The sequence below is a fragment of the Gulbenkiania mobilis genome (assembly GCA_004346645.1).
GTDB lineage: Bacteria > Pseudomonadota > Gammaproteobacteria > Burkholderiales > Chromobacteriaceae > Gulbenkiania > Gulbenkiania mobilis.
Genome location: SMDA01000002.1, coordinates 219374 through 244372 on the forward strand (window position 1 = coordinate 219374; position 24999 = coordinate 244372).

23 protein-coding genes and 1 pseudogene are annotated in these 24999 nt (G+C 65.0%); 14 read left to right on the forward strand and 10 right to left on the reverse strand.

Annotated elements, in window-relative coordinates; translation table 11 throughout:
• The first annotated feature begins 183 nt into the window (after positions 1-183).
• From EV669_RS03845 to EV669_RS14270, 4 genes and pseudogenes are all read left to right on the forward strand, one after another.
• Positions 184-1308 carry a Re/Si-specific NAD(P)(+) transhydrogenase subunit alpha gene (locus EV669_RS03845; protein WP_055433900.1) on the forward strand — a complete coding sequence of 375 codons (1125 nt, stop codon included), beginning with the start codon at positions 184-186 and terminating at the stop codon, positions 1306-1308.
• Between the two features lie 24 nt (positions 1309-1332).
• On the forward strand, positions 1333-1629 hold the full coding sequence (locus tag EV669_RS03850) for a proton-translocating transhydrogenase family protein (protein WP_054287260.1): 297 nt from the start codon (positions 1333-1335) through the stop codon (positions 1627-1629).
• Between the two features lie 12 nt (positions 1630-1641).
• On the forward strand, positions 1642-3012 hold the full coding sequence (locus EV669_RS03855; RefSeq protein ID WP_132097925.1) for an NAD(P)(+) transhydrogenase (Re/Si-specific) subunit beta: 1371 nt from the start codon (positions 1642-1644) through the stop codon (positions 3010-3012).
• A gap of 190 nt (positions 3013-3202) precedes the next feature.
• A pseudogene (locus EV669_RS14270) lies at positions 3203-3433 on the forward strand (DUF4214 domain-containing protein); the annotation flags it as partial.
• 51 nt (positions 3434-3484) lie between these two features.
• On the opposite strand, the gene EV669_RS14175 reads toward EV669_RS14270, so the two are convergent.
• Positions 3485-4381, reverse strand: coding sequence for a hypothetical protein (locus EV669_RS14175; protein WP_318271304.1), 897 nt, complete (start codon positions 4379-4381; stop codon positions 3485-3487).
• Between EV669_RS14175 and EV669_RS14180 the strand changes: the two genes are divergently transcribed.
• From EV669_RS14180 to EV669_RS03905, 10 genes are all read left to right on the forward strand, one after another.
• Positions 4370-4675 carry a hypothetical protein gene (locus EV669_RS14180; protein WP_318271305.1) on the forward strand — a complete coding sequence of 102 codons (306 nt, stop codon included), beginning with the start codon at positions 4370-4372 and terminating at the stop codon, positions 4673-4675. The two genes, EV669_RS14175 and EV669_RS14180, sit on opposite strands and share 12 nt — an antisense overlap.
• 164 nt (positions 4676-4839) lie before the next feature.
• Positions 4840-7950, forward strand: coding sequence for a UDP-N-acetylmuramoyl-tripeptide--D-alanyl-D-alanine ligase (locus tag EV669_RS03865; protein ID WP_132097927.1), 3111 nt, complete (start codon positions 4840-4842; stop codon positions 7948-7950).
• A gap of 1 nt (position 7951) precedes the next feature.
• Positions 7952-8932, forward strand: a complete 981-nt coding sequence (locus EV669_RS03870) for an alpha/beta hydrolase family protein (RefSeq protein ID WP_132097928.1) — start codon at positions 7952-7954, stop codon at positions 8930-8932.
• A 164-nt stretch (positions 8933-9096) separates the two neighbouring features.
• Positions 9097-9864 carry an oxygen-binding di-iron domain-containing protein gene (locus tag EV669_RS03875; protein WP_054286066.1) on the forward strand — a complete coding sequence of 256 codons (768 nt, stop codon included), beginning with the start codon at positions 9097-9099 and terminating at the stop codon, positions 9862-9864.
• Between the two features lie 3 nt (positions 9865-9867).
• Positions 9868-11397 (forward strand): hypothetical protein, encoded by a 1530-nt coding sequence (locus tag EV669_RS03880; protein ID WP_054286067.1) that lies wholly within the window; start codon positions 9868-9870, stop codon positions 11395-11397.
• The gene (locus EV669_RS03885; RefSeq protein WP_132097929.1) at positions 11387-12604 is read left to right on the forward strand and encodes a hypothetical protein; all 1218 of its coding nucleotides are present in this window, start codon (positions 11387-11389) and stop codon (positions 12602-12604) included. Before EV669_RS03880 ends, EV669_RS03885 begins: the two co-directional genes overlap by 11 nt.
• Before the next feature lie 12 nt (positions 12605-12616).
• Positions 12617-13159, forward strand: a complete 543-nt coding sequence (locus EV669_RS03890; protein ID WP_054286069.1) for a GTP-binding protein — start codon at positions 12617-12619, stop codon at positions 13157-13159.
• Between the two features lie 2 nt (positions 13160-13161).
• Positions 13162-13797 carry a roadblock/LC7 domain-containing protein gene (locus EV669_RS03895; protein WP_132097930.1) on the forward strand — a complete coding sequence of 212 codons (636 nt, stop codon included), beginning with the start codon at positions 13162-13164 and terminating at the stop codon, positions 13795-13797.
• 21 nt (positions 13798-13818) lie between these two features.
• Positions 13819-14181 (forward strand): roadblock/LC7 domain-containing protein, encoded by a 363-nt coding sequence (locus EV669_RS03900; protein ID WP_054286071.1) that lies wholly within the window; start codon positions 13819-13821, stop codon positions 14179-14181.
• Between the two features lie 94 nt (positions 14182-14275).
• Positions 14276-14923: an META and DUF4377 domain-containing protein gene (locus tag EV669_RS03905; RefSeq protein WP_132097931.1), complete on the forward strand. Its 648-nt coding sequence runs from the start codon at positions 14276-14278 to the stop codon at positions 14921-14923.
• 60 nt (positions 14924-14983) lie between these two features.
• Here the strand turns inward: EV669_RS03905 and EV669_RS03910 are convergent, their stop codons facing one another.
• From EV669_RS03910 to EV669_RS03950, 9 genes are all read right to left on the reverse strand, one after another.
• Complete coding sequence (locus tag EV669_RS03910; protein WP_132097932.1) at positions 14984-16015, reverse strand: histone deacetylase family protein; 1032 nt, start codon at positions 16013-16015, stop codon at positions 14984-14986.
• A 61-nt stretch (positions 16016-16076) separates the two neighbouring features.
• Positions 16077-17123: an extracellular solute-binding protein gene (locus EV669_RS03915; RefSeq protein ID WP_054286074.1), complete on the reverse strand. Its 1047-nt coding sequence runs from the start codon at positions 17121-17123 to the stop codon at positions 16077-16079.
• A 21-nt stretch (positions 17124-17144) separates the two neighbouring features.
• Positions 17145-17936, reverse strand: a complete 792-nt coding sequence (locus EV669_RS03920) for an ABC transporter permease (RefSeq protein WP_055434044.1) — start codon at positions 17934-17936, stop codon at positions 17145-17147.
• A gap of 2 nt (positions 17937-17938) precedes the next feature.
• Positions 17939-18826: an ABC transporter permease gene (locus EV669_RS03925; protein ID WP_054286075.1), complete on the reverse strand. Its 888-nt coding sequence runs from the start codon at positions 18824-18826 to the stop codon at positions 17939-17941.
• The gene (locus tag EV669_RS03930; RefSeq protein ID WP_132097933.1) at positions 18819-19901 is read right to left on the reverse strand and encodes an ABC transporter ATP-binding protein; all 1083 of its coding nucleotides are present in this window, start codon (positions 19899-19901) and stop codon (positions 18819-18821) included. Before EV669_RS03930 ends, EV669_RS03925 begins: the two co-directional genes overlap by 8 nt.
• A 49-nt stretch (positions 19902-19950) precedes the next feature.
• Positions 19951-20832, reverse strand: coding sequence for an N-carbamoylputrescine amidase (aguB, locus tag EV669_RS03935; protein WP_132097934.1), 882 nt, complete (start codon positions 20830-20832; stop codon positions 19951-19953).
• A gap of 153 nt (positions 20833-20985) precedes the next feature.
• Positions 20986-22038: an AraC family transcriptional regulator gene (locus EV669_RS03940; RefSeq protein WP_165922696.1), complete on the reverse strand. Its 1053-nt coding sequence runs from the start codon at positions 22036-22038 to the stop codon at positions 20986-20988.
• A 169-nt stretch (positions 22039-22207) separates the two neighbouring features.
• Positions 22208-23596: an aminopeptidase P family protein gene (locus tag EV669_RS03945; RefSeq protein WP_132097936.1), complete on the reverse strand. Its 1389-nt coding sequence runs from the start codon at positions 23594-23596 to the stop codon at positions 22208-22210.
• A 179-nt stretch (positions 23597-23775) separates the two neighbouring features.
• A complete protein-coding gene (locus EV669_RS03950; protein WP_132097937.1) occupies positions 23776-24993 on the reverse strand; it encodes a benzoate/H(+) symporter BenE family transporter in 1218 nt (405 codons plus the stop codon).
• Between the last annotated feature and the right edge of the window lie 6 nt (positions 24994-24999).

Sequence of the window (24999 nt, forward strand, 5' to 3'; positions counted from 1 at the left end):
GCCCGCCTTCCCGCCGGGGTGGGTCAGAGAAAATTGGATAATGTCGCAAATCTGTAAAAGTGTTGCGCAAAATCAAAATAAATGATTTAAATAAGATTCAAACGCCCGTTCGAATTTGCAACCGCACGGGCGTTTCAAATTTTGATACCGGTTTCTCGTTACACACATCCCGAAAGGAAGACCATGCAAATCGCTGTTGCCGCCGAACGGCTGGCTGGTGAAACCCGCGTGGCCGCCACACCGGAAACGGTGAAGAAACTCGTCGCCATGGGTCACGCCGTGGTGGTAGAGGCCGGTGCGGGGCGTCATGCCGCCGTACCGGACGCGGCCTTTGTGGAAGCAGGCGCAACCTTGGCCGAAGGACGGGCTGCCACCCTGTCTCAGGGCGACATCGTCCTGACGGTGCGCCCGCCCGAAGTCGAGGCCGTGGCTGAGATGAAGGACGGCGCCGTCCTCATCGGCATGCTGGCCCCCTACCAGAACGCCACCTTTCCGACGCTGGCGGCCAAACGGATCTCCGCCTTTGCCATGGAGCTTCTGCCGCGCACCACGCGCGCGCAGAGCATGGACGTGCTCTCCAGCCAGAACAACATCGCAGGCTACAAGGCGGTGCTGTTGGCCACCCAGTACTACCCCCGCTTCATGCCGATGCTGATGACGGCGGCGGGCACGGTGAAGCCCGCTCGTGTGCTGATCATGGGCGTTGGGGTAGCCGGGCTGCAGGCGATCGCCACGGCCAAGCGCCTGGGCGCTGTGGTGGAGGCAACCGACGTGCGCCCTTCCACCAAGGAACAGGTGGAGTCGCTGGGCGCCAAGTTCATCGAAGTCCCGATGACCGACGAGGAAAAGGCGGCCAACGACGGCGTTTATGCCAAGGAGATGTCGGAAGACTACAAGCGCCGTCAGGCGGAGTTGGTAGCCAAGCACGCCCGGCAGGCCGACATTATCATCACCACTGCACTGATCCCGGGCCGCAAGGCGCCGCTCCTGATCGCCAGCGAGGTAGTGGAGGCAATGAAGCCCGGCTCGGTAATCGTGGACCTGGCCGCTGAGGCCGGCGGCAACTGCGCGCTGACCCGTTGCGGCGAGGTATTCACCACCTCCAACGGCGTCACCATCGTGGGCCAGCCCAACCTGCCGGGTCTGGTGGCAGCGGATGCCTCCAGCCTCTACGCCCGCAACCTGCTGACCTTCCTCTCGCTGATGCTGGGCAAGGAGGGCTTCACGCTCAATCTGGAAGACGACCTGCTCGCGGCCACCCTGGTGACCCACGACGGACAGGTCCGTTTCGGCCAACCTGCCGCCTGACCGGCTTGCTACAGGACATTCATCATGGTTGATCCCTTCATCACCAGCTTCACCATCTTCGTGCTGGCCGTCTTCGTCGGTTACCACGTGGTGTGGAACGTCACCCCTGCCCTGCACACGCCGCTGATGGCCGTCACCAACGCCATCTCGGGCATCATCATCGTCGGCGCCATGCTGCAGGTCGTGGACATCAATGGCGAGTCGATCACGCTCACCTCCGTACTGGGCGCCATCGGTATCTTCCTCGCCAGCATCAACATCTTCGGCGGCTTTCTGGTCACCCAGCGCATGCTCGACATGTTCAAGAAGAAGAAACGGTAAGGAGCCCGAACGATGGAAAACCTCTCCGCTCTACTGTATCTTGCTGCGGCCGTGCTGTTCATCCTCTCTCTGAAGGGGCTGTCCAGTCCGGTCACCGCCCTGCGCGGCAATCTGTACGGCGTGCTGGGCATGGTGATCGCCGTGGCCACCACCTTCATGCTGATGGACAAGCCCGTATTGCTGCTGATCATCGCTGCCATTGCGGCCGGCGGCGCCATCGGTGCCTGGAAGGCCAAGACCGTCGAGATGACCGGCATGCCCGAACTGGTGGCCGCCATGCACTCGCTGGTGGGCCTCTCCGCGGTGCTGATCGCAGTGGCCGCCATCTTTCACACCGGGGTGGAACACACTCCGGTGCAGAAGGTGGAGCTCTTTATCGGTGCCTTCATCGGGGCCATCACCTTCACTGCTTCGGTCGTCGCCTACGGCAAGCTATCGGGCAAGTTCGGCGCCAAGGCAGTGAACTTCAGCGGCCAACATCTGCTGAACCTGGTGCTGGCACTGAGCATGGTCGGCTTCGGCGCAGCCTACTTCGTCAGCGATAGCCACGCGGCGTTCCTGATGATGCTGGCCATCGCGCTGGTGCTGGGCGTGACACTGATCATCCCGATCGGGGGGGCCGACATGCCGGTGGTGGTGTCGATGCTCAACAGCTACTCCGGCTGGGCGGCGGCGGGCATCGGCTTCACGCTGAACAACCCGGTGCTGATCATTGCCGGCGCCTGCGTGGGCTCGTCCGGCGCCATCCTGTCCTACATCATGTGCAAGGCGATGAACCGTTCCATCGTCAGCGTGCTGCTGGGTGGCTTCGGTGCCGAGGCCGCTTCGGGTGGTAGCACCGCTTCCGGCCCCAAGAACTACAAGTCCGGTTCGGCTGATGACGCCGCGTTCCTGATGAGCAATGCCGATAGCGTGATCATCGTGCCCGGCTACGGTCTGGCGGTTTCGCGCGCCCAGCACGCGCTGCAGGAGTTCGCCCAACTGCTGACCGAGCAGGGCGTCACCGTGCGCTACGCCATCCACCCCGTGGCAGGCCGCATGCCCGGCCACATGAACGTATTGTTGGCCGAAGCCGAGGTCCCCTACGAACAGGTGCTGGAAATGGAGGAGATCAACTCCGACTTCTCCAACACCGACGTGGTGCTGGTCATTGGTGCCAACGACGTGGTGAACCCGGCGGCGCAAAAGGACAAGCAGAGCCCCATCTATGGGATGCCGATCCTGGAGGCCCACAAGGCCCGTACCGTCATCGTGGTCAAGCGCTCGATGAATGCGGGTTATGCGGGACTGGACAACGAGCTCTTCTACATGGACAAAACGATGATGGTATTCGGCGACGCCAAGGAGGTGATAGAAGACCTTGTCAAAGCGGTAAGTCACTGATTTTTATAATCCATTTTTCATTATTTTATGAAACCCGGCCAAAGTGCCGGGTTTTTTAATGCATATGTACTTTTTGATGAACTTTCGTCGGACCTGCCAAAAAAAACAGTTCTCATCACGAGCAGCCCTACTTCGGTAGTGGTTATTGATGAGTCCGCTTCTTAACCTCAGGTCTGATGAAGGAGAAGTCATGTCGTACGAAACGAGCATTCACGAGCTCTACGTAGCGTTTTATGGCCGCCCGGCCGACCCCGCCGGGTTGGATTACTGGGTAGGACGCCTGGAAGAAAACAATGGCGACCTGAACACCGTCATCGATGCTTTTGCCACCTCTCCCGAAGCCGAAGCCCGCTACGAAGGCAAGACCCCCGAAGAAGTTCTCAGCCTCGTTTATCAAGGTATCCTTGGACGCGAACCGGATGCAGAAGGTCTCGCTTACTACACTGGTGAGCTGGCTTCCGGCCGCCTGACCCTAGGACAACTCGCCGCAGCCGTAATTAGCGGGGCTCAGGGCGACCAGGACACCCAGACCGTAGAGCACAAAGTTGCCGCAGCCGTGGCCTTCCATGAAGCACTGGCCGCCAATCCCGACTTGGCTGCCCAATACAAGAGCGCAGCCGATATTCAGGCGGCCCAGCAATTCCTGGCAGGCGTCACCCATGAAACCAGCCTCGAAGACATTGCCCGTGCGGTCAATGACGCTGTCGAGACCGTAACCAACAACGATGACACTGATGCAGATGCCGATGCTGACGCCGATGCTGACGCCGATGCCGATGCCGATGCCGATGCCGATGCCGATGCCGATGCCGATGCCGATGCCGATGCCGATGCCGATGCGGATGCTGACGCCGATGCGGATGCTGACGCCGACGCGGATGCTGACGCCGACGCGGATGCTGACGCCGACGCGGATGCCGATGCTGACGCCGATGCCGATGCGGATGCTGACGCCGATGCTGACGCCGATGCTGACGCCGATGCTGACGCGGATGCGGATGCTGACGCCGATGCCGATGCTGACGCCGATGCTGACGCCGATGCTGACGCCGATGCTGACGCCGATGCTGACGCCGATGCGGACGCCGATGCGGATGCCGATGCCGATGCGGATGCCGATGCCGATGCCGATGCTGACGCCGATGCTGACGCCGATGCCGATGCTGACGCCGATGCCGATGCTGACGCCGATGCGGATGCTGACGCCGATGCGGATGCGGATGCTGACGCCGATGCGGATGCTGACGCCGATGCCGATGCTGACGCCGATGCGGATGCTGACGCCGATGCTGACGCTGGTGTAGACACCGATGGCGACGGCGATATTGACGTGGCTGCCGGTCAGTCCTTGTCGGGTGTGGATGGCCAAGTCGACAAGTTCGACTTCAGCGGCCTGACCTCCGGCCAAGGGGCGAACATCACCAAACTGGACGCTGGCGACCAGTTGATCTTCGGCCAAGGCCTGCAGTTCGGTAGCCCGGCCAGCGATAGCACCCTGGACATTACGGTGAATTACAACAGCACGACCAACATCAGCACTGTGGTGTTCGAGCTGAATCCGGAAGGCAGCGAAGTGGCCACCGTTGCAATCACTGGGGTGGACCTGAGCCAGGCTGTCTTCAATGACGGCACCTTCACCATCTCCTCGGGTGGTATCGAGTAAGGCAGGCGCTCTGGCAGGTGCAGGCATGGCGCTTGCACCGCTTCCAGGCCCTACCTGAGCAGAAGCCGCCTCCCTCGGGAGGCGGTTTTCTTGCCCGCCGGCCGCCAACGTTGGCCGAAGCGGGTGCAGGGTTTCCCATCAGCCTGTACGAAAGGACTCTGTTGATGTCTTTTTCCGATCAGCTGGCACGGCTGCGGCCGATTGCCCAGCAACATGCCACTTCGCTGCCCACCCCTTATCCCCGGTATGTGCTGTTCTTCTCGGTTACCGACGGCCAGGACCGTGCCCAAGTGGTGCACGCTCGTGCCGCCAGCTTCGAGGCCGCATGGCAGGAGGGCGTGGAGGCGATACGCAAAGTGCTGCGCAAGCACAAGCTTTCGGGCGACTGGCTGCGGGTGGACTGGGTGGAGGCGGCAGAAACGCTCCCATGGGAGGTATTGCACAGCCGCCTGGCCGCCACCAAGCGCAACTATTTCCGCCATGGGCTGGCCCTGTCCGCGGACTTCACCTTGGCTTTTCTGGAACAGGAACTGAACGCCAACGCGATGCTGTATGCGGGCAGCGATGTGGCGCAGGCACGCATCAACCCCAAGAACTTCAACGTCTACGCCGCTAGCCGCTTCGGTGTGGAGATCGACTTCGACCATCCGGGCGAGAACCCGGTGGTCTTCACCACCGGCGCCGCCTACTGCGAGCGGACGGGTCCGGCTTACCGACTGGCTTCCAGCGGGCTGGAGGCAGGGCGACGGCTGACCGGACGACTGGCCGAGAAGGATGTGCTCGCATTGGTAAATACCGGCGGCAGCTTTCTGGCACGGCAGGTGAAAAGAAGCGGCGAATTCGTCTACGGTTATTTCCCCTGCTTCAACCGCGAGATTCCCACCTACAACGCCCTGCGCCACGCCAGCAGCACCTATGCGCTGATCGAGGCGTGGGAAGCCACCGGCGACAGGAGCCTCCGCCCCGCCATTGAGCGGGCACTGGGCTACCTGACGCGCGAGCTCATCCGCCGTACGCATGCGCCTGACGGCACCGAACTGGCTTTCCTGGTAGAAAAGAACGATGAAATCAAGCTCGGAGGCAATGCGGTTTCGTTGCTGGCGCTGGTCAAGTACTGCGAAGTGAGCGGCGACAAGACCCATCTGCCGCTGCTGGAAAGCCTGGCCCAAGGCATTGCCTTCATGCAGGAGCCCAAGAGCGGCCGCCTGAACCATGTGCTGCACTTTCCCGACCTGTCGGTCAAGGAAGACTTCCGCATCATCTACTACGATGGCGAGGCTGCCTTCGGCCTGATGCGACTGTACGGGCTGACCCGGGATGCACGCTGGCTGAGCGTGGTGGAAAAGGCCTTCGACTATTTCATCGCCCGCAAGCACTGGACCGCCCACGACCACTGGCTGAGCTACTGCGTCAACGAATTGACGCGTTACTGTGATGACGAGAAGTACTACCGCTTTGGCTTGCAGAACGTCAGCGGTTATCTGGACTTCGTGCTGGAGCGCGAAACCACCTTCCCTACCCTGCTGGAACTGATGATGGCGGCCCAGCAGATGCTGGAGCGGCTGCAACAGCAGCCGGACAAGCGCCATCTTCTGGCGCTGATCGACCTCGACAAGTTTTACCACGCCCTGGAACACCGCGCCCATTACCTTCAAAACGGCTATTTCTGGCCGGAAATGGCGATGTTCTTCAAGAAGCCGGCACGTATTGTGGGCAGCTTCTTCATCCGTCATCACGCCTTCCGGGTCCGGATCGACGACGTGGAACACTACCTTTCGGGCCTGGTGGCGTATCTGCGCTACTGCCGCGCAGGGCGTCCGGTAGTGGAGGCACCTGCAGTCGCGGCGCCCGCCCTGGCCGCCACGTGGCAAGGCGGGGACAACTGGAATGCCGAGCGGGTGACACAGGCCACCGGCGGCCAGTGGCTAAGCCCTCCCCCCTCCGACTGGAGCGCCACTGGCCTGTGTGTGTGGGCACCCGCCATGCAGCCGGGCAACATGGTGCTCACCAAGCGCCCCGGTGGATCACGTGGCGTGCTGGTGGACACTGCGCGCCGCATGCAGCCGCCCCCGGCGGCACTGATCACCGACGAGCCGCAGCTGATCCCCCCCGAAGCCGGGCCGACACTGGTGGTGGCCGATGCCGCCCAGGCGATCATCGACCTTGGCCGTTATGCGCGCAGCCAGATGAAGGGCACGCTGATCGGCGTGACGGGCAGCAGTGGCAAGACCACCACCGTGGCCATGCTCACGCACATCCTGGAAGCCTGGGGAGAGGTCGGACAGACCCGACACAACGCCAACCTCCCGCACGGTATCGCCTGGAACCTGGCCTCGATGCCATGGGGCGCACCCTACACCGTAATGGAAATGGCCATCGGACGCATGGCGGAAAACACCCAGCTGGTGCGTCCCAACATGGCGGTATTCACCAATATCGCGCCGGCGCATCTGGAATATCACGGCACGACGGCGGAGGTGGCCCGCAAGAAGAGCGCCATCTTCGACGGCATGCAAGCGGGCGAACCGGCCATCCTTAACCGCGACATGCTGGAGTGGCCGATCGTCCACGATGCCGCATTGCGCAACCGGCTTCAGGTGGTGCCGTACGGACGCCACCCGGAGAGCCGCTTCCGCCTGCTGGACTACAGCCCGACCGATGGCGTGGTCCAGGCCGACCTTGCGGGGCAGACGCTGCGTTACCGCGTGGGCGCCCCGGGCGAGCACATGGCACTCAACAGCCTGGCCGTACTCGCGGCGGTGACAATGCAAGGGCTGGACCTGGCCCCGGCGCTTGAGCGGCTCGAAACCTTTGCCCCGCTGCCTGGCCGTGGCGCCCGGGTGGCACGGGTATTCGACGGCAAGCCGGTGGAAGTGCTCGACGAGGCCTACAACGCCAACCCCGCATCAATGGAAGCCGCGCTGCGGCTGCTGGCAGCGCAGGCGCCGCACGGCGGACGTCGCCTGCTGGTACTGGGCGACATGCTGGAGCTGGGGCCCGATGCGCCGCAGTACCATGCCGCGCTGGCCCCGGCAGTACAGGCCGCCAGAGCGGACCGCATCTATCTGTGCGGGCCGATGATGCAGCATCTGGCACAGGCACTGGAGGACGCCGGCGTGAAGGCTTGGTGGTTTCCGGAGGTGGAAGCCCTGCAGGCAGCGCTGTTCGACCACTTGGCCGCGCACGACTTCCTGTTGATCAAGAGCTCGGCCGGCACCCGGCTGAGCGAGATCGTGGAAGCCTTGCAAAGCCAGACCCCGCTGGAGACCGCCTGACATGGGCAGCCCTTCCGTCACCCGCCTGTGCCGATGCCTGCGCGCGTTCGGCCAACCTTTCCGGCGTCTTTCGCTGTTGCTGTTGTCCAGTTTGGTGCTGCCTCTGGCAGACGCTGGGGCCGAGGAGCGTTTTGCGGTGGAATCACTGGTCGACGGGGCACCGGCGGAACGCCGGTCCTGCAGTAACGAAGCAGGCACCGTATGGGTAGAACATGCGCTGGGCAGCGAATGCATCCGCTATTTCCCCAGCCAGCATGTGGATCGCGCCCGCATTGCAGTCATCGAGTTCCACGGAGACCGTCTGGTAGGCAAAAAGCCGGTAGCCTACCGCGACAACAGCCAGGCGGCGCAGCTGAAGCTGGCCCAGCAGGAAGCCGACGCCGCCGGCGTGCCCTGGATCCGGGTGGGCCGCCCAGGGGTGTACGGCTCTTCCGGTGACCACCGCCAGCGTCGTCAGGAAAAGGAGTTCCGCACTCTGGATGCCGCCGTGACCGCCATTCGACGGCGTCACCAGATCGAGCAACTGGTGCTGGTGGGACACAGTGGCGGCGCCACCGCCGTGGCCGCGCTGCTGACAATGGGGCGCACCGACGTGCGCTGCGCCGTGATGGCCTCGGGCGCTTTCTACCTTCTGGAGCGCGCCGCAGACATCCGGGCCCGTCATGCACCGGCGGCCCGTGCAGTGGCCCCTTCACTGTTGCGTGACACCACTGGACTGCGGCATCCCTACGACCCGGCCCAGCACATAGAGGGCATCGCGCCGGACCGGGACCGGGTGCTGATCTTTGTTGGCGACCCCCAGGACACGGTGGCCCCCTATGCCCTGCAGCGGCGTTTTGCCTCCGCACTGATGCAGGCCGGTCACGCGGTGCTGATCAAACCGGTGGAGGCCCGCGGCAGCGCACATCACGATACCGGTCTGCCCGCCCGGGCGCTGGCGGGCCGCTGCGCGAAGGAGGCGTTCGCCAAACTGCGTTACTGATCCGTACACCCTGTACAGACGGCTGGCCTTGAAGACAGGCTTCATGCTGTTTGCAGAACCTGTAGGCCTACGGTTACCGTCATTGACCTGCATCAAGACGGTAATGCGACTGGAATATTAGTCTGGGCGCCGTTTCCCTGCGGGGTGTTTACGGGTAGCACGCCATGTCTATCGTTCTGTACGACGACGGCAACCACAAATGCGTCGCCTTCACCGAGCTGGTGCAAGGCGAGGGCATCCAGGCCAACCAGTTCGCCATCATCCATGACGGCGACGGCATGCTGCTCGATCCGGGCGGCAACCTCACCTACAAGCATCTGCTGGCCGAGATGGCAGACTTCTTCCTGCCCTCCCGCACCCGCTACATCTTCGCATCGCACCAAGATCCGGACATCGTCGCTTCGGCCAACGGCTGGCTCCTCATCACCGATGCACAGATCGTCATTGCGCGCGAGTGGGTACGCTTCATCCCGCACTTCTGCATCAAGGGCGCCACCGAAGGGCGGCTGATCCCCATTCCACCGCGCGGCATGACGCTGCCATTGGGGGGCTGCCAGCTGCACATCATCCCGGCACACTACCTCCATACCGTGGGCAACTTCCAGATCTACGACCCGATCAGCAAGATCCTGTTCTCGGGAGACGTGGGGGCCTCGCTGATGGATGGCGCAGAAGCGGGCAAGCCGGTGACCGACTTCGACCGTCATCTGGTGGAAAGCCACATGGCTGCCTTCCACCAGCGGTACATGTGCTGCAACAAGGCCGCCCGAATGTGGGTGCGCATGGTGCGCCAGCTGGACGTGGAATGGATCGTGCCGCAGCACGGCGGCTCCTACCGCGGCAAGGAGATGATCAACCGCTTCCTCGACTGGTTCGAGACGCTCGAGTGCGGCACCGACCTGCTGACCGAGGCCGATTTTCCGGCCGTCTAATTCATGAGCGCTCTGGATACCCTCGCCGAGCTGACCGCCAGCGTACCGCCCCTCACCGGTGGGGTAGCAGTCCTGGCACTGCTGGGTGCGCTGTGGTGGAGCCGCCGGCGCCACGCGGCACAAGCAGACAGACTGGTGCCGCCCCTGCGTACGGCACCGGTGGTGCCGGCCCCAGAGCCCGAGCAGCCTGACCCCCTGTCAGAGCTCATCCCTGCCCTGCCGGAGCGGGCACCGCATGCCGGTCAGTCCGAACCGACCCCTTTCATGGACGAGCCCCTCCCCGCAGGCGAGGCCGAAGTGGCCCTGCCAAGCGTGGCCATCGGTGTCAGCGAAGCCGATCTCCTGACCGAGGCGGAAGTCTTCCTGCAGTTTGGCTACACCGACCGGGCTGCCGACACCCTGCGCCGCTATGTGGATCAGACGTCCGGGGCTACGCACGAACTGACCCGGCTGCTTGGCCTCTATCTGGAGCTGGAGCGCATCGACGACTACGGCGAGATACTGGAACGCTTGGCCGACCTGGACATCATGACGCCGTCCAGCCTGGAAGAGGCGGTGCTCGCCGGACTGCAGCGCGCCCCCAGCACCCTCGCCCTGAGGGTGTTTGCCGAAGAGCGGCTGGGCTGGGATGTGGACACCGTTGCCTGCCGGCTGGGACATCCGCTCACTGTGGAACCGACCCCGTCAGTACCAAGCGCTCCGGTAGACACCGGCCCGCTGGCCGCGGCGCCGCGGCCACTCGAAGGCAGCCTGGTGCTGGTGGAAGGGGACATGCCGCTGGCCCCGCCCAGCGCCGAGGAGCGCCGTGCGCTGCTGGGGCTGGCCCAGCGGCCGCGTACTGCCCGGCTCTTGGCTGCGGCAGGTGCCACCCGGGAAGCAGTACATGCCTACCGGCAGGCCTTGCCCGCTGCACAGCGCCCGCTCTCCCTGCTGATCGACCTCCTGCATCTGCATTATCGGCATCGCGACCTGCCGGCCTATGCCAAGGACGCATGGCATAGCTTTACCCTGCTGGGGCAGTACGGCCACCCGCTGCGCGAGCGTTTGCTGCGGATGGGCTTCGCCCTCGGCACCCACCCGGTGCTCGAAGGGTTGGCCGAAGCCGACAGTCCGGCCGCTCTGGAGCATCTGGGCAGGGTACATGGCTATGTAGCCGTTCCAGCGCCCGCACCGATGGGCACACCGCTAGTCGCGGTGGAAGGCCCGGCCCCCTCTGCCGTCGAGGCAGGGCAGGATCCGCTGGAGGAGGCCGAGAGCTATCTTGCGTTTGGCCAGACCGATCTTGCGCTGGCCGAACTGGAGCAGGCGGTGGCCGCCAACCCCGAAGATGCCCGCTGCTATCCGCTGCTGCTGGATCTTTACGAACGCCTAGAGGCCAGCGAACAGCTTCACCGGCTGGTGGACGAGCTGCGCCGGCGCCACCTGCGCCCCCCACGCGAGGCGGCACAGCGCATCAGCCAGCTGCGCCAGCGCTGGCGCATGGACGACGACAGCACCCTGATGATGGAAGAGGAGGGGAACGATGCCGGCTGAAGCCGTCACAGTCCTGACCTGCGGCATGGACGCGCGCAAGCTCGCCGTGTTCCGCATGGCGTTTCGCATGCATACCCTGCAACGCTACCAGCTGCACGAGGACGTGCCGGACTCCCCTGCCATGGCAATCGTGGATGTGGACAGTGCCGCCGGCTGGGGCGCTTGGCACGACTTCCGCGGCAGTCATCCGGACCTGCCGGCCCTGGTGGTCAGCGCCTTCCCGCAGCCAGATGCCCCGGTACCGGTGCTGGGCAAACCGGTGCGCATCGAAGCCCTGTTCCCGCTGATGCGCAGCATCCTGGCGGACCCCCAGCCGGACCGCATGCCGGCCCCGGCGGTCCGCATGGTACCGGCGCCAGTGGTACAGCCGGCCCTGGCCGACACTGCCACCACCCTGGACAGCAAAGTGGCTGTGCTGGAGCGCACAGCCGATCCGACCGATCTGCCCGCCCCGGCACAGCCTGCCGCGGAGGAGGTGGAAGCCCCTGCCCCTGCGGTCGCGCCCCGTCCCGCCCCAACGGCCATCAACTGGCAGGCGGTACAGCGCTTCGACCCCAACCATACCCTGTATGGTCTCTTGGTCAGCGTACTGACCAATGGCCAGCCAGTGCTCTTCGGCTGTGAGGGCCGCATGCTGGGATGGTACCTCCCGGCGGAGGACAAGGTCGCGCTCTACCTGCCGCTGCTGCAGCTACAGCGCCTGGCCGACAGCCGCTTGCGCACTTTCAGCGAGCCCCTGATCGACAGCAACAGCCTGCCCACCCCGGTAGTGGTGCTCGGCATGCAGGCGTTGATGTGGCAGATGGCGATCTGGTCCTGCCGTGGCCGCCTTCTGGCCGGCATCCGGCTCGATACGCCGCTGCGACTGCGACACTGGCCCAACCTGACGCGGCTGGCGCCCCTGCCGCATGCGGTGCGCATTGCCGCCTTCTGGTCACGCACGCCCGCCAACCTTAAGGTGACGGCCACACTGCTCGGCCTGCCCGTGGGCGCCCTGCTGGACTTTGTGGCTGCCACACATGCGCTGGGGCTTCTGGAGCAGGTACGGCCCGAGGACAGGGAAACCATGCCGCTGCGCCCGCCGGTGGGACCGGCTCCTGCTGCGCCCCTGCCAGAGGAAGCCGCACCGAGCCCGGCACGTCCCGCGATGGCTCCAGAAAAGAAAAGCCTGCTTTCGCGGCTTTTGCACAAGATCCGCTCTCTTTGAGGCCGCCCAACCATGCGTGCTTACGACAACAAGATTCTCTTTACCGGCCCGGTCGGTGCGGGCAAAACCTCGGCGATCGCCAGCATCAGCGACATCGAGCCGGTCACGACCGACGCCACGGCTTCGGACATGACCGTCAACCGCAAGGGCCACACCACGGTGGCGCTGGATTACGGCGTGCTGATGCTGGACCCGACGACCAAGGTGCACCTGTACGGCACCCCTGGCCAGCAGCGCTTCGACTTCATGTGGGACATCCTGAGCCAAGGCGGCATCGGCCTGATCCTGCTGCTGGACAATACCCGCCCCCATCCGCTCAAGGATTTGCAGTTCTTCGTGGAGGCCTTCTCGAAGCTGCTGGAACGTGCACCGCTGGTGGTGGGCATCACCAAGACCGATATCGCGCCCACTCCTACACCCGCGCAGTACGCCACTATCCTGGAAACCCTGGGCATGCGCCCGCCGGTGTTCGAGGTGGATGCGCGGCGCCGCGAGGACATTCAGTCACTGGTGTGCGCGCTGTTGTATTCCATTGATCCCGGGCTTGAGGGCTGACGATGTCGCAGACGCTCAGACTGCATGCCGACCTGTACGCAGAAGCCACCCCTGCTGGCACCTACTACGCGGTGTCTGGCCCGCAGACCGGTGCGGACCGGACCCTGCTGCTGCACATCCTGCAACAGGGCCCAATCCTGCCATTGAACGAAGAGCGGCTTCTGGCATGGTCGGGGCTGGATTCCATCGAGGAAGCCCTGTCGGTGCTCTACCGTCTCCAGCGGTTGGACTTCGTGCTCGGGCGGCGAGAAGGCCGACCCGTGCCCGCCGGCAACCTGGAGAGCCGGCTGCCTGAGCTGCTGGCCACCCTCTCAAGCGAGGGTCGGGCACTGCTGGCCGACGACAACGGACTCTATTACGCCACCTCCGGCTTCATGCACGAGACGGCGGAAGAAATCGCAGCCTTGGCGGGCGACACGATGGCGATGTCGCGCCGACATGCACGACTGCTCAACAATCACCTGGGTCTGCAGACCGCCGCGTGGGCGCTGACGGACCCGGCCGGACAGGCCGAACTCGGCTTTTATCCCCTCTACATTGGCCGCCAGGCGTTCGTACTGGTGATTGGCGGCCTGCCCAAGCTGCAAGGTCAGGCGTTCGTCGACATGGTCGAAGCGCTCTGCCGGCGTTACGCCTGACCGCCCTTACCGGAGAAACCCATGCGTGAACAACTGCTCAAATCGATCCTCAGCGACCTTAACGGGGCTTCGGCCGACATCGAGGCATCGGCCATCATCTCTTCCGACGGTCTGACGATGGCAGCGCTGCTGCCGCAGGACGTGGACGAAGACCGGGTCGGCGCAATGGCCGCTGCCATGCTATCTCTGGGCGAACGGACGGCGCGCGAGCTGTCGCGTGGCGAGCTGGAACAGGTAATGGTGAAGGGCGACAACGGTTACATCCTGATGAGCCACGCTGGCAAGGACGCGGTGCTGACGGTGATTGCACGCAAGGATGCCAAACTGGGCCTGATCTTCCTGGATGCCAAGCGCGCCGCCAAGAGCGTGGCCGAAATCCTCTGATCGCGGCAAGGAGCGCCTGCCCCAATGGGTTGCGGAACCCTTGGCAGGGTCGACGGTCTTTATATCAGCATAGACTGATAGAAGGAGCGTAGCCATGAAACCCTGGAAACTTGTCTTCCCGGCCTGCCTGATCGCCTTGCCGGTGCTGGCGGCTCCGGCTGCCAGCCAGTGGGAGCTGGTATCGCCCAAGGTGTCCGGGCGGGTTCCCACCCTCACGATAGAGGGAGGCCGCATCAGCGGCTTTGCCGGATGCAACCGCTATTTCGGTAGCGTCGGCCCCAACGGTCCGCACCCGATCGGCAGCACACGCATGATGTGTCCGCCCGATCGCATGCAGATCGAGAAGGACTTCCTGACGGTGCTGTCCGGTGCGCGCTTCGAACCGGACCCGGCCACCGAGGAGCTGGTGCTGGAAGCCGAAGGCAAACGCTATGTGTTCCGGCGGACGGCGGCCCCCTCTGCCAAGCCCCCCGCTTCGGCCAACCTTGTCGGTGCCGGCTATTTGTACGTATCGGAGCACCCAGGCAAATGCGACGATGGCACCCGCTGCCTGCGCGTGCGCACCGCACCGGGCCAACCGTGGCAGGTGCTGCCGGGCGGCATCCAGGGCTTCACCCCGGAAGCCGGCGTTCGTTACTACCTGAAGCTCAAGCCCGCCATGCCCGGTCAGGGGCCAGTGTTGGAGCGGGTGGTGATGACCGAAAAGGCCGAACGCACCGTCACGCCGGTGCCGTCGCCGTGAGTCCGGCGAAGGTCTGGAAAAACCGCCCGTTCAGGGCGGTTTTTCTTTGCATGCGAGGTGTCAGCCCGCCTCGAACCCCATCAGCACATTCACCGCGTTAATGCCGATGTCCTCCACCGCGTAGCCCCCCTCCATCACGAACAGCGTGGGGCGCCCCAGGCGGGCGATGCGGCGGCCGATTTCCAGATAGTCGGCATTCCTGAGCCGGAACTGCGAGATCGGGTCATGCTCGAAGGTATCCACCCCCAGGGAGATCACCAGTACGTCGGGCCCGTAGGCTGCAATGCGGGCGCAGGCATTATCCAGCGCGGCCGCATAGTCGGGCCAGGCTGTGCCGTGCGGCAGGGGGTAGTTGTGGTTGTAGCCCTCCCCTTCGCCCGCGCCCGTTTCGTCGGCGAACCCCAGGAAATAGGGATACTCCACGTCCGGGTCGCCGTGCAGAGACAGAAACTGCACGTCACGCCGGTGATAGAAGATGCTCTGGGTACCGTTGCCGTGGTGGTAATCCACATCGAGGATGGACACGCGGCCGGCGCCGTCATCAAGGAACGCTTGGGCGGCGATGGCAGCATTGTTGAGGTAGCAGTAGCCGCCCATATATTCGGCCGCGGCATGATGGCCGGGCGGGCGACACAGCGCAAAGGCGGCCCGCGCTCCCCCCGTGACAGCAGCCTGTCCGGTCAGGGCAACGTTGGCCGAATCGGTGATCGCCTGCCAAGTACCGGCGGTGATCGGCACGCCCGCGTCGAAGGAGAAGAACCCCAGCCGACCGTCGATGTCGCGCGGAACGCGATCCAGCCGCAGGTCGCGCACCGGCCACACCAGCGGCAAGGCATCGTAGTCGCGTCCGGAGGCGGTCCAGTCCTGCCAGGCGTGTTCGAGAAAATGCACATAGCGCTCGGTATGCACGCGCGTCAGCGGGTGGCGTCCGAAATCGCGCGGGGGCACGATGTCGCCCAGGCCCACCTCGCGCACCCGGCCCAGCACCATATCGGCGCGGCGCGGCATTTCGAAGCAGGGTTTGAGCGTGCCGTCGATCAGTTCGGCCTTGCCGTGGTGCAGGCGGTGGGTATCGCTGTAAATCGTAAGCATGCAGGGCTCCTCCGGCCGTGACGCGTAGTCACGGCCGCTCCAAAGGGGAGGGGGGAAGGCTTTACTTCTTCAGGTTGGTCCAGACGCGGTCACGCAGTTGCGTAGCCTTTTGCGAACACACCTTGTTGGGGACGAAACGCTTGCGCAACTCGGCCGGTGGGTTGATCGCCGGGTCGGCGCGCAAGTCGGCCTTGAAGAACTGGTCCGAGCCTTTGATGGCGTTGTTGTAGCCGGTGAAGTTGGAGGCCTCGGCGATGTTGCGCGGCTCCATCATCCAGTTGATGAACTTGAGCGCGTTGTCGCGGTTCTTGGCACCGCGCGGCACCACGAAGTTGTCGTTCCAGAACGGAATGCCCTCCCGCGGATACACGAACACCGCCGACTTGAGCTTCTCCCGGGTACGGTAGGCCGCACCGTTCCATTGCTGGTGCATGATGACCTCGCGCGCCTGCATGCGCTCGATGGTGCCGTCGGAGTTGTACATGGCCAGCATCGGCTTCTGCCGCAGCAACAGGTCCTGCACCTGCCGCGCCACTTTCGGGTCCTCCGAGCACGGGTCCACCTTCAGGTAGATGGAGGCAGCGTTGTAGAGCTCGTTGGCGTCGTTGAGGGCCACCACCTTGCCCTTGAGCGCGGCAGGCGGCTCGAAGAAGCTCTTCCAGCTCTCGTCCAGCTTGCCGCCAGGCACGCGACTGGAATCATAGGTAAAGCCGGTCACGCCCCACATGTAGGGTGCGGAATACTCGCGACGCGGGTCGAAGGCGGGCTTGTCCAGAGGCGCCATCACCCGGCTGAAGTTGGACAGCTTGCCGGCATCGATGCGCTCGAGCAGCTTCTCGTCAATCATGATCTTGACCATATAGTCGGAGGGCACCACCACGTCATAGCCGGTGGCGCCGGCCTTGAGCTTGGCCAAGAGCGACTCGTTGGATTCGTAGACGTCCAGATTCACCTTGATGCCGGTTTCCTTCTCAAACCGCTTGAGCAGCGGCTGCGGGATGTAATCCGACCAGTTGTAGAGATTGACCTCGCCGGCGGCGTGCGCGCAGAACGGGGCCAGAAGCGCCGCCGAGAGCACAAGGCGGGGCAGCAGGGCTGCGGTTTTCATGGTTCTCTCCTTTGTAGCGGTTTACGACGGGCGGCGGCCCACCCGGTAGGACAGGACGACAAAAGCGATGGACACCATCAGCAGCAGCGCCGAAATGGCGTTGACCTCCGGGGTGATGCCCATCCGGATCAGGCCGAAGATATAGACTGGCAGCGTGGTGGCCCCGGCGCCGGCCACGAAGAAAGTGATGACGAAGTCGTCCAGCGAGACGATGAACGCCAGCATTGCGCCCGAGACAACGCCAGGCAGGATCAGCGGCAGCGTTACGCGGCGAAAGGCCTGCCAGCGGCTGGCGTAGAGATCGGCGGCGGCTTCGGCCAACCTTGGGTCAAGCCCTTCGAGCCGGGCACGGATGGGCAGATAGGCAAATGGCAGGCAGAACACGATGTGCGCGATCAGCACCGTAGTCAGCCCCAGTTCCAGCCCCAGCGCCAGGAAGAACAGCAGCGAGGCCACGGCGGTGACGATCTCGGGCACCAAGAGCGGCAGGCCCAGCATCGCATTCATCACCCCCTTGCCGCGGAACGGACCCGAAGCCATGGCCAGCGCCGCCAGCGTAGCGAAGAAGGTGGACACCACGGTCGCGCCGGTCGCCACGACAAGCGAGTTGCGCGTGGCCCGCAGGATGTTGTCGTTCTCCAGCACCCGCAGGTACCAGTCGAACGAGAAACCGGTCCACAGCGTCGCGACCTTGTTGGCGTTGAAAGACAGCACCACCAGGATGACGATCGGCAGGTAAAGGTAGACGAAGGCCAGCCAGGCGGTGGGCGCAACGCCGTGAAAGCGCCATAGTCGGTTTTCGATAGAGGGCATGCTCATTCTCCCGGAGCCTGCCGGAACCGGCGGGTGTAAACGATCATGGCCAGCAGCACCAGTGCCAGCAGTGTGAAGGACAGTGCGGCGCCGAAGGGCCAGTTGCGTGCGGTGCCGAACTGGTTCTGGATCAGGTTGCCGATCATCAGGCTCTTGCCGCCCCCAAGGAGCTCGGGGATGTAGTACGAGCCGAGCGCAGGAATGAATACAAGCAGGCAGCCTGCGGCAATGCCGGGCAAGGCCATCGGCAACACCACCCGGCGCAGCGCCGTCCAGCGGTTGGCGCCGAGGTCGAACGCTGCCTCCACCAGACGCCAGTCCATCTTTTCCAGACTGGTGTAGATCGGCAGCACCATGAAGGGCAGGAAGGAATACACGAAGCCGATGGCCACGGCCGTGGGGGTGTAGAGCACGTCGAGCGCGCCGCTGCCCAGCCCCAAGGCCCCCAGGCCGCTGTCGATCAGGCCGCCGTTGCGCAAGAGCAGCATCCAGGCATAGGTGCGCACCAGCAGGTTGGTCCAGAAAGGGATCGAGATCAGCAGGATCAGCCGCTGCCGTGTGCGCTCGTCCTGCAGCGCGATGTAGAGCGCGGTGGGAAAGCCCAACACCAGCGTGGCCAGCGTAGCGAAGCCGGCCAGGAGGAAGGAACGCAGGAAGATCTCCATATAGGCGGTGTTAAGGATCAGGCTGTCGTCCAGATCGCGCTCGTACCAGAACTGCACGTAAGCATCGAGCGACAGGGCGTGCCAGCGCACGCCGCCATAGGTATCCGGCTCCAGCACCGACATCCAGCCCATCAGGCCCATCGGAATAACCATGAACACGAACAAGGTCAGGCCGGTGGGGGCCAAAAGCAGCGCGCGGCGCAATACGGTACGCGGATCACGCATGGCCGGCCTCCCCGGTCAGCAGCTGGAAGGCACCGGGCTCGGCCGCGATGCGCACCCGGTCGCCCGTAACCGCCCGTTCCCGGGCACCCAGGCGGTTGGTGTGGCGCACCCGGCAGTTCTGGCCATCCGCCAGCGTCACCAGATAAAGCGTGTCCGCACCCCGGTACACCACCTCAGACACGACGCCGGTCAGCCCGCCGTCCTCCGACAGGCGCAGCCGCTCTGGCCGCGCCGCCAGTGCCACCGGTCCCTGTGCTGTCGTCCCGAGCGCGCCTTCGGCCAACCGTCCGGCCGCCCCGAACTCCAGTGCGCTGCCCCGCGCCTCAGCGGTGAGGAAGGAAGTTTCGCCGATGAAGTCGGCCACGAAACGGTTTACCGGTCGGTCGTAGATCTCTTCCGGCGAGCCCACCTGCTGCAGCTTCCCCCCTCCCATCACCGCAATGCGGTCGGACATCGTCAGCGCCTCTTCCTGGTCGTGGGTGACGAACACGAAGGTGATGCCCGTTTCACGCTGCAGGCGCTTGAGCTCCACCTGCATGTCCTTGCGCAGTTTGAGGTCCAGCGCCGACAGCGACTCATCCAGGAGCAGCACTTTGGGATGGGGCGCCAAGGCGCGCGCCAGCGCCACACGCTGCTGCTGGCCACCAGAGAGCTGGTGCGGACGGCGGCGGGCATAGTCGGACAGCTTCACCAGCGCCAGCATCCGTGTCACCGCTTCGCGGACGGCGGCACGGTCACGGCCCAACATTTCCAGGCCGAAGGCCACGTTTTCCTCCACCGTCAGGTGGGGAAACAGCGCGTAGCTCTGGAACACGGTGTTGACCGGCCGCTGGAAGGGCAGCCTGCCAGTCAGCGAGACGCCATCAAGGCGGATATCGCCGGAGGTGGGCTCCTCGAAGCCGGCGATCATGCGCAGCAGTGTGGTCTTACCGCAGCCGGAAGGGCCCAGCAGGGTGAAGAATTCGTTGGTACGGATGTTCAGCGACACGGTGTCGAGCGCGAGCGTGGCCTCGCTGCCGTGGCCGAAACGCTTGCTTACCTGGTCGATCTCGATCGAATACGCATGGCCGTTCATGGCGGCACTCCTCGGGAAGTGGGGGTCGGACAGGACGGGCTGTGCGGGCTCAGGGCTGCCGCGTGCTGCCGTCCAGCGTCAGGAGCGGGGCATACAGCGCCGGCCGCCGGTCGCGAAATACGCCCCAGGCTGCACGCGCGGCAGCCAGGCGTGTCAGGTCGTAGTGCGCGGTCAGGATCGCATCGCCGCTGCGTCCGGCAGTGGCGATCACCTCGCCCAGCCCGTCGGTGAGGAAGGAGCAGCCGTAGTAGGTCTGCGCAAAATCGCGCCCGGCCTCGCGGCCCCAGCGGTTGGCGGCGATCACCGGCATCAGGTTGGCCGCTGCGTGGCCCTGCATGGTGCGGCGCCAGTGGGCACTGGAGTCGAGCGTCGGGTCCTGTGGCTCCGAGCCGATGGCGGTGGGGTAGAGGAGCAACTCGGCCCCGAGAAGCGCCATGCTGCGGGCGCACTCCGGAAACCACTGGTCCCAACAGATGCCCACGCCAATGCGACCATGGCGGGTGGGCCAGACACGGAAACCGGTGTCGCCCGGGGCAAAGTAGAACTTCTCGGAATACCCGGGGCCATCCGGAATGTGGCTCTTGCGGTAGTGGCCGAGCACGCTGCCGTCGGCGTCCAGCATCACCACGGTGTTGAAACGCACCGGTCCGGCGGCCTCGAACACGCTCAGCGGCAATACCACGCCCAACTCACGCGCCAGCGGGGCAAAGTGGGCAACGGCAGGATGAGCGGCCACGGGTTCGGCCAAGGCGTGAAAGGCGGCATCCTGCTCGGTGCAGAAATATCGCCACTCGAACAGTTCGGGCAGCAGCACGACTTGTGCGCCTTCGGACGCAGCCTGGCGGATCAGCGCCTCGGCATGTGCCCAGTTTGCCCGGCGGTCGTGCGCATGCACGGCCATCTGGATGGCCGCTACGGTGACCTGGGTCATCGTCTTCTCCTTTTGCAGACAGTTTTCTGTTGTGGTGGGTCTGTCTTGCTTTTTTCTTTTCTTCATTCTGCCAAGCCCGGGCCGGGCTGGAAGATAAATAGCGGCCAACTAAGGGATCAATCCGGCCATAACGGCCTTAGGGTGGGGACGGCGTCAGCGGCGAATGTCGCTGGGCCGGCGACCGGTCCAGCGCTGGAAGGCATGCCGGAAGCTCGCGGGCTCGGCAAAACCCAGGCGCTCGGCGATGGCACTGACCGGCAGGGCGGTGTGGCGCAGAAAGTGCTGGGCCTCCTCGCAACGCACCTGATCGATGACGGCCTGGAAGGAGGTGCCAAGCGCGGCGAAGCGGCGTCTGAGCGTGCGTTCGGAGACATGCAGGGCAGCCGCCAGTTGGGGCGCCTGGGCATAGCGTGCCGGGTCGGTGCGTACCAGGCGCAAGGCACGCGCAACAAAGCCGGACCCTTGGCTGGCGGCCCATTCGCCCTCCAGGCGCTCGCAGTGCTCCAAGGCCATGTGGTAGCTCACCGGGTCGGCGAGGGGCTGGGGCCGGTCAAGCCACTCGGCCGGAAAGATCAAGGCATTCTCGCTGGCCTCGAAGGTACCTGCCTGGCCGAAAATGTCCGCATACAGGGCATGATGCGCCGGCGCGCGAAAAGCCAGCGTCACAGCGCTGGGTACCAGCGGCAGGCCGGTACAGTCGCGTGCGATGGTCCACATCGACGACAGGCACATCTCGGCGTTGAGGGCGTGCAGGTCGGCGCGGTAATGGTAGCCGTCGGCCACGAGACGCGCGGTGTCGCCCTTTTCTTCCACCCGCAGTCGGAAGTAGCTGCCCAAAAGCAGCGGAAAGCGGATGGCCGAAGCCAAGGCCTGACGCAGGGTGGGCGACACCAAGAGCGTGTACCCCAGAAGACCGTAGCTGGAAATGTGCAGACTTTGCCCGAGGCGCAGGCCGAAGGTGTCATCACCCAGCAGCCGCCGCGCGTTGGCAAACACCACCAACTCTTGCGCGTGGGTGACCAGCCGGGCGGGTTCGGTCAGGCAGGCCGGGGTGATGCCACTGCCAGCCAGCAGGGCCTCGGGGGCAATGCCGTGCCGGCCCAGTAGGCTGACCGTGGTGGCAACGGTATGCAGCGACGTGGCTGCGGTGGCGGCGTCGGACGCACGGTCCGGACTCAGGACGATCGGGGCAGCGGACAACGGCATGTACGGCTCCGGCGGCAGGCGGTACATTCATCGTGCATGCTTCGGCCCGCCGGCTGCAAGCGCGCGCGGCACAGGTCGGGGGTGGTGTACGCAGGATGCAACGCCCTGCCGGGCTCCATGCAAACAGCCGGGCAAGCCCGGCTGTTTGCATGGAGTAGGGGGTTCGATCTCAGGCCTGCATCAGCGCCTCGATATCCTCGGCGGTCTTGGGAATCGGCTCGCCCAGAACGCGATGGCCATCTTCGGTCACCAGCACGTTGTCCTCGATGCGGATACCCCCGAAGTCCCGATACTGCTGGAAGGTCTCGTAGTCGATGTAGTCGACGAACCGCCCTTCGCCCTGCCAGGCCTCGATGAGCGTGGGAATGAAGTAAATGCCGGGCTCGACGGTCAGCACCATGCCGGCCTTCAGGGCCTTACCCAGGCGCAGGTAACCCAGACCGAACAGCGGACTGCGCGTCACGCTGTCGTCGTAGCCGACCAGATCCTCCCCCAGGCCCTCCATGTCGTGCACATCCATGCCGATCTGGTGGCCAAGCCCGTGCGGGAAGGCGATTGCGTAGGCGCCGGACTCGACGATGGCGTCGGTGTCCCCGTGAAAGAAGCCCATGGGCTTCATCGCCTCCACCATCACCCGTGCCGCCAGCTTGTGCACGTCCAGATAGCGCACCCCTGGACGGATGGCCTCGATCGCTGCCAGCTGCATCGCCAGCACGGTGTCGTACAGCGCACGCTGCTCCACGCTGAAGCGCCCGCCGACGGGGATGGTGCGTGTGATGTCACTGGCGTAGCCGCCGGCACTGGTCACGCCGGTATCGTTAACCACCAGGTCGCCCAGCTGCATCACCTGGTCATGGCCGTGGTTGTGCAGCACCTCGCCCCGGCGCGAGAAGATGGACGGATAGGCCAGCTGCAGGTCGCGGCGACGCATGATGCCTTCCATGATCCCTACCACTTCGTACTCCACCACGCCGGCATGCGCCGACTTCATCGCGGCGATATGCATCTCCCGGGTGACCGCCAGCGCGTCCTCCATCTCGGCGATCTCTTCCTCGCCCTTGATCTCGCGTAGCGCCACCACCGCGCGCGTGAGCGCGGCCGAGCTACCCTGGCGCACCGCCTCGGGCGAGCAGCCGAGCAGCCGTGCCAGTTCCAGCACCGTCTCGCCGCGATACGGCGCCAGGTAGTGCACCGCACGGCCGCTGCGCCCGGCTTCGGCCAACCTGTCGGCCAGCGTGGCATAGTCGGCGGTGGAGCGGATGCCTACCCGCTCGCCACGCTCGGCCAGCGTGGGCTGGGGGCCAGTCCAGACGATGTCATCCACCGAGGGATCGGTGCCGAACAGCACGGCCTCGCCAGCCTCGGTATCGATCAGGCCCGCCAGTCCCGGTTCGTTCAGGCCGAAAAAATAGCGGAAGCTGGCATCCTGCACGAAGGGATAAGGGTTGTGCGGGTAGTTCATCGGCGCGTCCGTCTGCCCCAGAAAGAGCAGCAGGCCCTTGGGGGCGGTGGAGAGCAGGCGCTGGCGGCGGGCAACGTAACATTCGGAGCGGAACATGGGCTTGTCCTTGAAGCGAAGCGGCGTGCTGCCGCTTGCGCTGCGCACGCCGGAAATACGGAATTGACGGTCCCACTTTACACGCCGGCCGTCCCCCTCGCCACCCCGCACACCGGCCGGAGCATGCATCGGTACCCAGCCGGGCGGGACAGGGCGGCTCATAGACGGCACGGGCAGCCTCAGCTGCGACGCCTCTCCAGCAGCCAGCCGGTGACGCCGCCAGCCAGGACCGCCCACAAGGGCGCCCCCAGCCCGGCGATGCTGACACCGGACGCGGCCACCACGAAGGTGAGCAAGGCCGCTTCGCGGTGGCTTTCATCGCGCAGTGCGGCAGCCAATGCGCCGGCCAGGGTGTTGAACAGGGCCAAACCGGCAGCAGTCACCACCAGCGCCTTGGGCAGTTGCAGCACCATACCGGCCAGCGCACCGCCGGCCACGCCCAGCAGGATGTAGAGCACGCCGCACACCAGTCCGGCCACATAGCGACGCGATGGGTCGGGATGCGCCTCCGGTCCGGTGCAGATGGCGGCGATGATGGCCGCCAGCGTCACCCCGTGACCGCCGAACGGCGCGCTGAGGATCGAGGCCACACCCAGCGTGGTGACGGGCGAACGGGCCGGCACGTCGTAGCCGGAGGCCTTGAGCACTGCCATGCCAGGCAGAAACTGACTGGTGAGCGCCAGCACCGCCAGCGGCAGGCCCAGATTGACGAAAACCGCCCACGACCAGGCGGGCGTGGTCCAGCTGGGCCCGCTACTGCCCTGCCAGACGCCAGGGGCGGCAAACTGCCCGCCAAGGCCGGCAATGACCAACCCCAAGGCAATGGCGGCCAGCAGGGCAAAGCGTGGAAACCAGCGCCGGCCGACAAAGAACAGCGCCGTCATCGGCCCCACCAGCAGGGCCTGCTGATGGGCTGCGGCAGCCACATCGGCCACGAAGTGAAACAGGATGCCGCCCAGCAAGGCAGCAGCCAGCGGCGCTGGAAAGCGTTGCATCAGTCGGTCAAACGCGCCGCTGACGCCCACCAGCGTCACGATGAGGCCGGCGGCCAGATACGCCCCCACCGCCTCTCCATAGGGCACGCCCGGCAGGGCGGTAAGCAAGAGTGCCGCGCCCGGCGTGCTCCAGGCAGTGATAATCGGCATTTTCCAGCGCCAGCTCAGCCAGAAGCCGGCAACGCCGGAAGCCACCGACACTGCCCAGATCCACGAACCGAGCTGGACAGCACTGAGGCCGGCCGACTGCGCCGCGTGGACGATGATGAGAAAGGGGCCGGAATATCCCACCAGCAGCGCCAGAACGGCGGCCAGTCCAGCCGAGGGCGAGAAGTGCGACCAGCGGAACGCCGGGGGCGCCGGCAGGCGGGCTGCCGCTTGGCGCTGGGAAAAATCGGGCATGAGCGG

Excerpts from the sequence above, each read along its gene's own strand:
- EV669_RS03910 (WP_132097932.1), bottom strand. The coding sequence starts at position 16,015 with ATGCTTACGATTTACAGCGATACCCACCGCCTGCACCACGGCAAGGCC.
- EV669_RS03950 (WP_132097937.1), bottom strand. The coding sequence starts at position 24,993 with ATGCCCGATTTTTCCCAGCGCCAAGCGGCAGCCCGCCTGCCGGCGCCC.
- EV669_RS03865 (WP_132097927.1), top strand. The coding sequence starts at position 4,840 with ATGTCTTTTTCCGATCAGCTGGCACGGCTGCGGCCGATTGCCCAGCAA.
- EV669_RS03905 (WP_132097931.1), top strand. The coding sequence starts at position 14,276 with ATGAAACCCTGGAAACTTGTCTTCCCGGCCTGCCTGATCGCCTTGCCG.
- EV669_RS03915 (WP_054286074.1), bottom strand. The coding sequence starts at position 17,123 with ATGAAAACCGCAGCCCTGCTGCCCCGCCTTGTGCTCTCGGCGGCGCTT.
- EV669_RS03925 (WP_054286075.1), bottom strand. The coding sequence starts at position 18,826 with ATGCGTGATCCGCGTACCGTATTGCGCCGCGCGCTGCTTTTGGCCCCC.
- EV669_RS03875 (WP_054286066.1), top strand. The coding sequence starts at position 9,097 with ATGTCTATCGTTCTGTACGACGACGGCAACCACAAATGCGTCGCCTTC.
- EV669_RS03885 (WP_132097929.1), top strand. The coding sequence starts at position 11,387 with ATGCCGGCTGAAGCCGTCACAGTCCTGACCTGCGGCATGGACGCGCGC.
- EV669_RS03895 (WP_132097930.1), top strand. The coding sequence starts at position 13,162 with ATGTCGCAGACGCTCAGACTGCATGCCGACCTGTACGCAGAAGCCACC.
- EV669_RS03920 (WP_055434044.1), bottom strand. The coding sequence starts at position 17,936 with ATGCCCTCTATCGAAAACCGACTATGGCGCTTTCACGGCGTTGCGCCC.
- EV669_RS03930 (WP_132097933.1), bottom strand. The coding sequence starts at position 19,901 with ATGAACGGCCATGCGTATTCGATCGAGATCGACCAGGTAAGCAAGCGT.
- EV669_RS03870 (WP_132097928.1), top strand. The coding sequence starts at position 7,952 with ATGGGCAGCCCTTCCGTCACCCGCCTGTGCCGATGCCTGCGCGCGTTC.
- EV669_RS03940 (WP_165922696.1), bottom strand. The coding sequence starts at position 22,038 with ATGCCGTTGTCCGCTGCCCCGATCGTCCTGAGTCCGGACCGTGCGTCC.
- EV669_RS03880 (WP_054286067.1), top strand. The coding sequence starts at position 9,868 with ATGAGCGCTCTGGATACCCTCGCCGAGCTGACCGCCAGCGTACCGCCC.
- EV669_RS03945 (WP_132097936.1), bottom strand. The coding sequence starts at position 23,596 with ATGTTCCGCTCCGAATGTTACGTTGCCCGCCGCCAGCGCCTGCTCTCC.
- EV669_RS03845 (WP_055433900.1), top strand. The coding sequence starts at position 184 with ATGCAAATCGCTGTTGCCGCCGAACGGCTGGCTGGTGAAACCCGCGTG.
- EV669_RS03890 (WP_054286069.1), top strand. The coding sequence starts at position 12,617 with ATGCGTGCTTACGACAACAAGATTCTCTTTACCGGCCCGGTCGGTGCG.
- EV669_RS03900 (WP_054286071.1), top strand. The coding sequence starts at position 13,819 with ATGCGTGAACAACTGCTCAAATCGATCCTCAGCGACCTTAACGGGGCT.
- EV669_RS03850 (WP_054287260.1), top strand. The coding sequence starts at position 1,333 with ATGGTTGATCCCTTCATCACCAGCTTCACCATCTTCGTGCTGGCCGTC.
- aguB (WP_132097934.1), bottom strand. The coding sequence starts at position 20,832 with ATGACCCAGGTCACCGTAGCGGCCATCCAGATGGCCGTGCATGCGCAC.
- EV669_RS03855 (WP_132097925.1), top strand. The coding sequence starts at position 1,642 with ATGGAAAACCTCTCCGCTCTACTGTATCTTGCTGCGGCCGTGCTGTTC.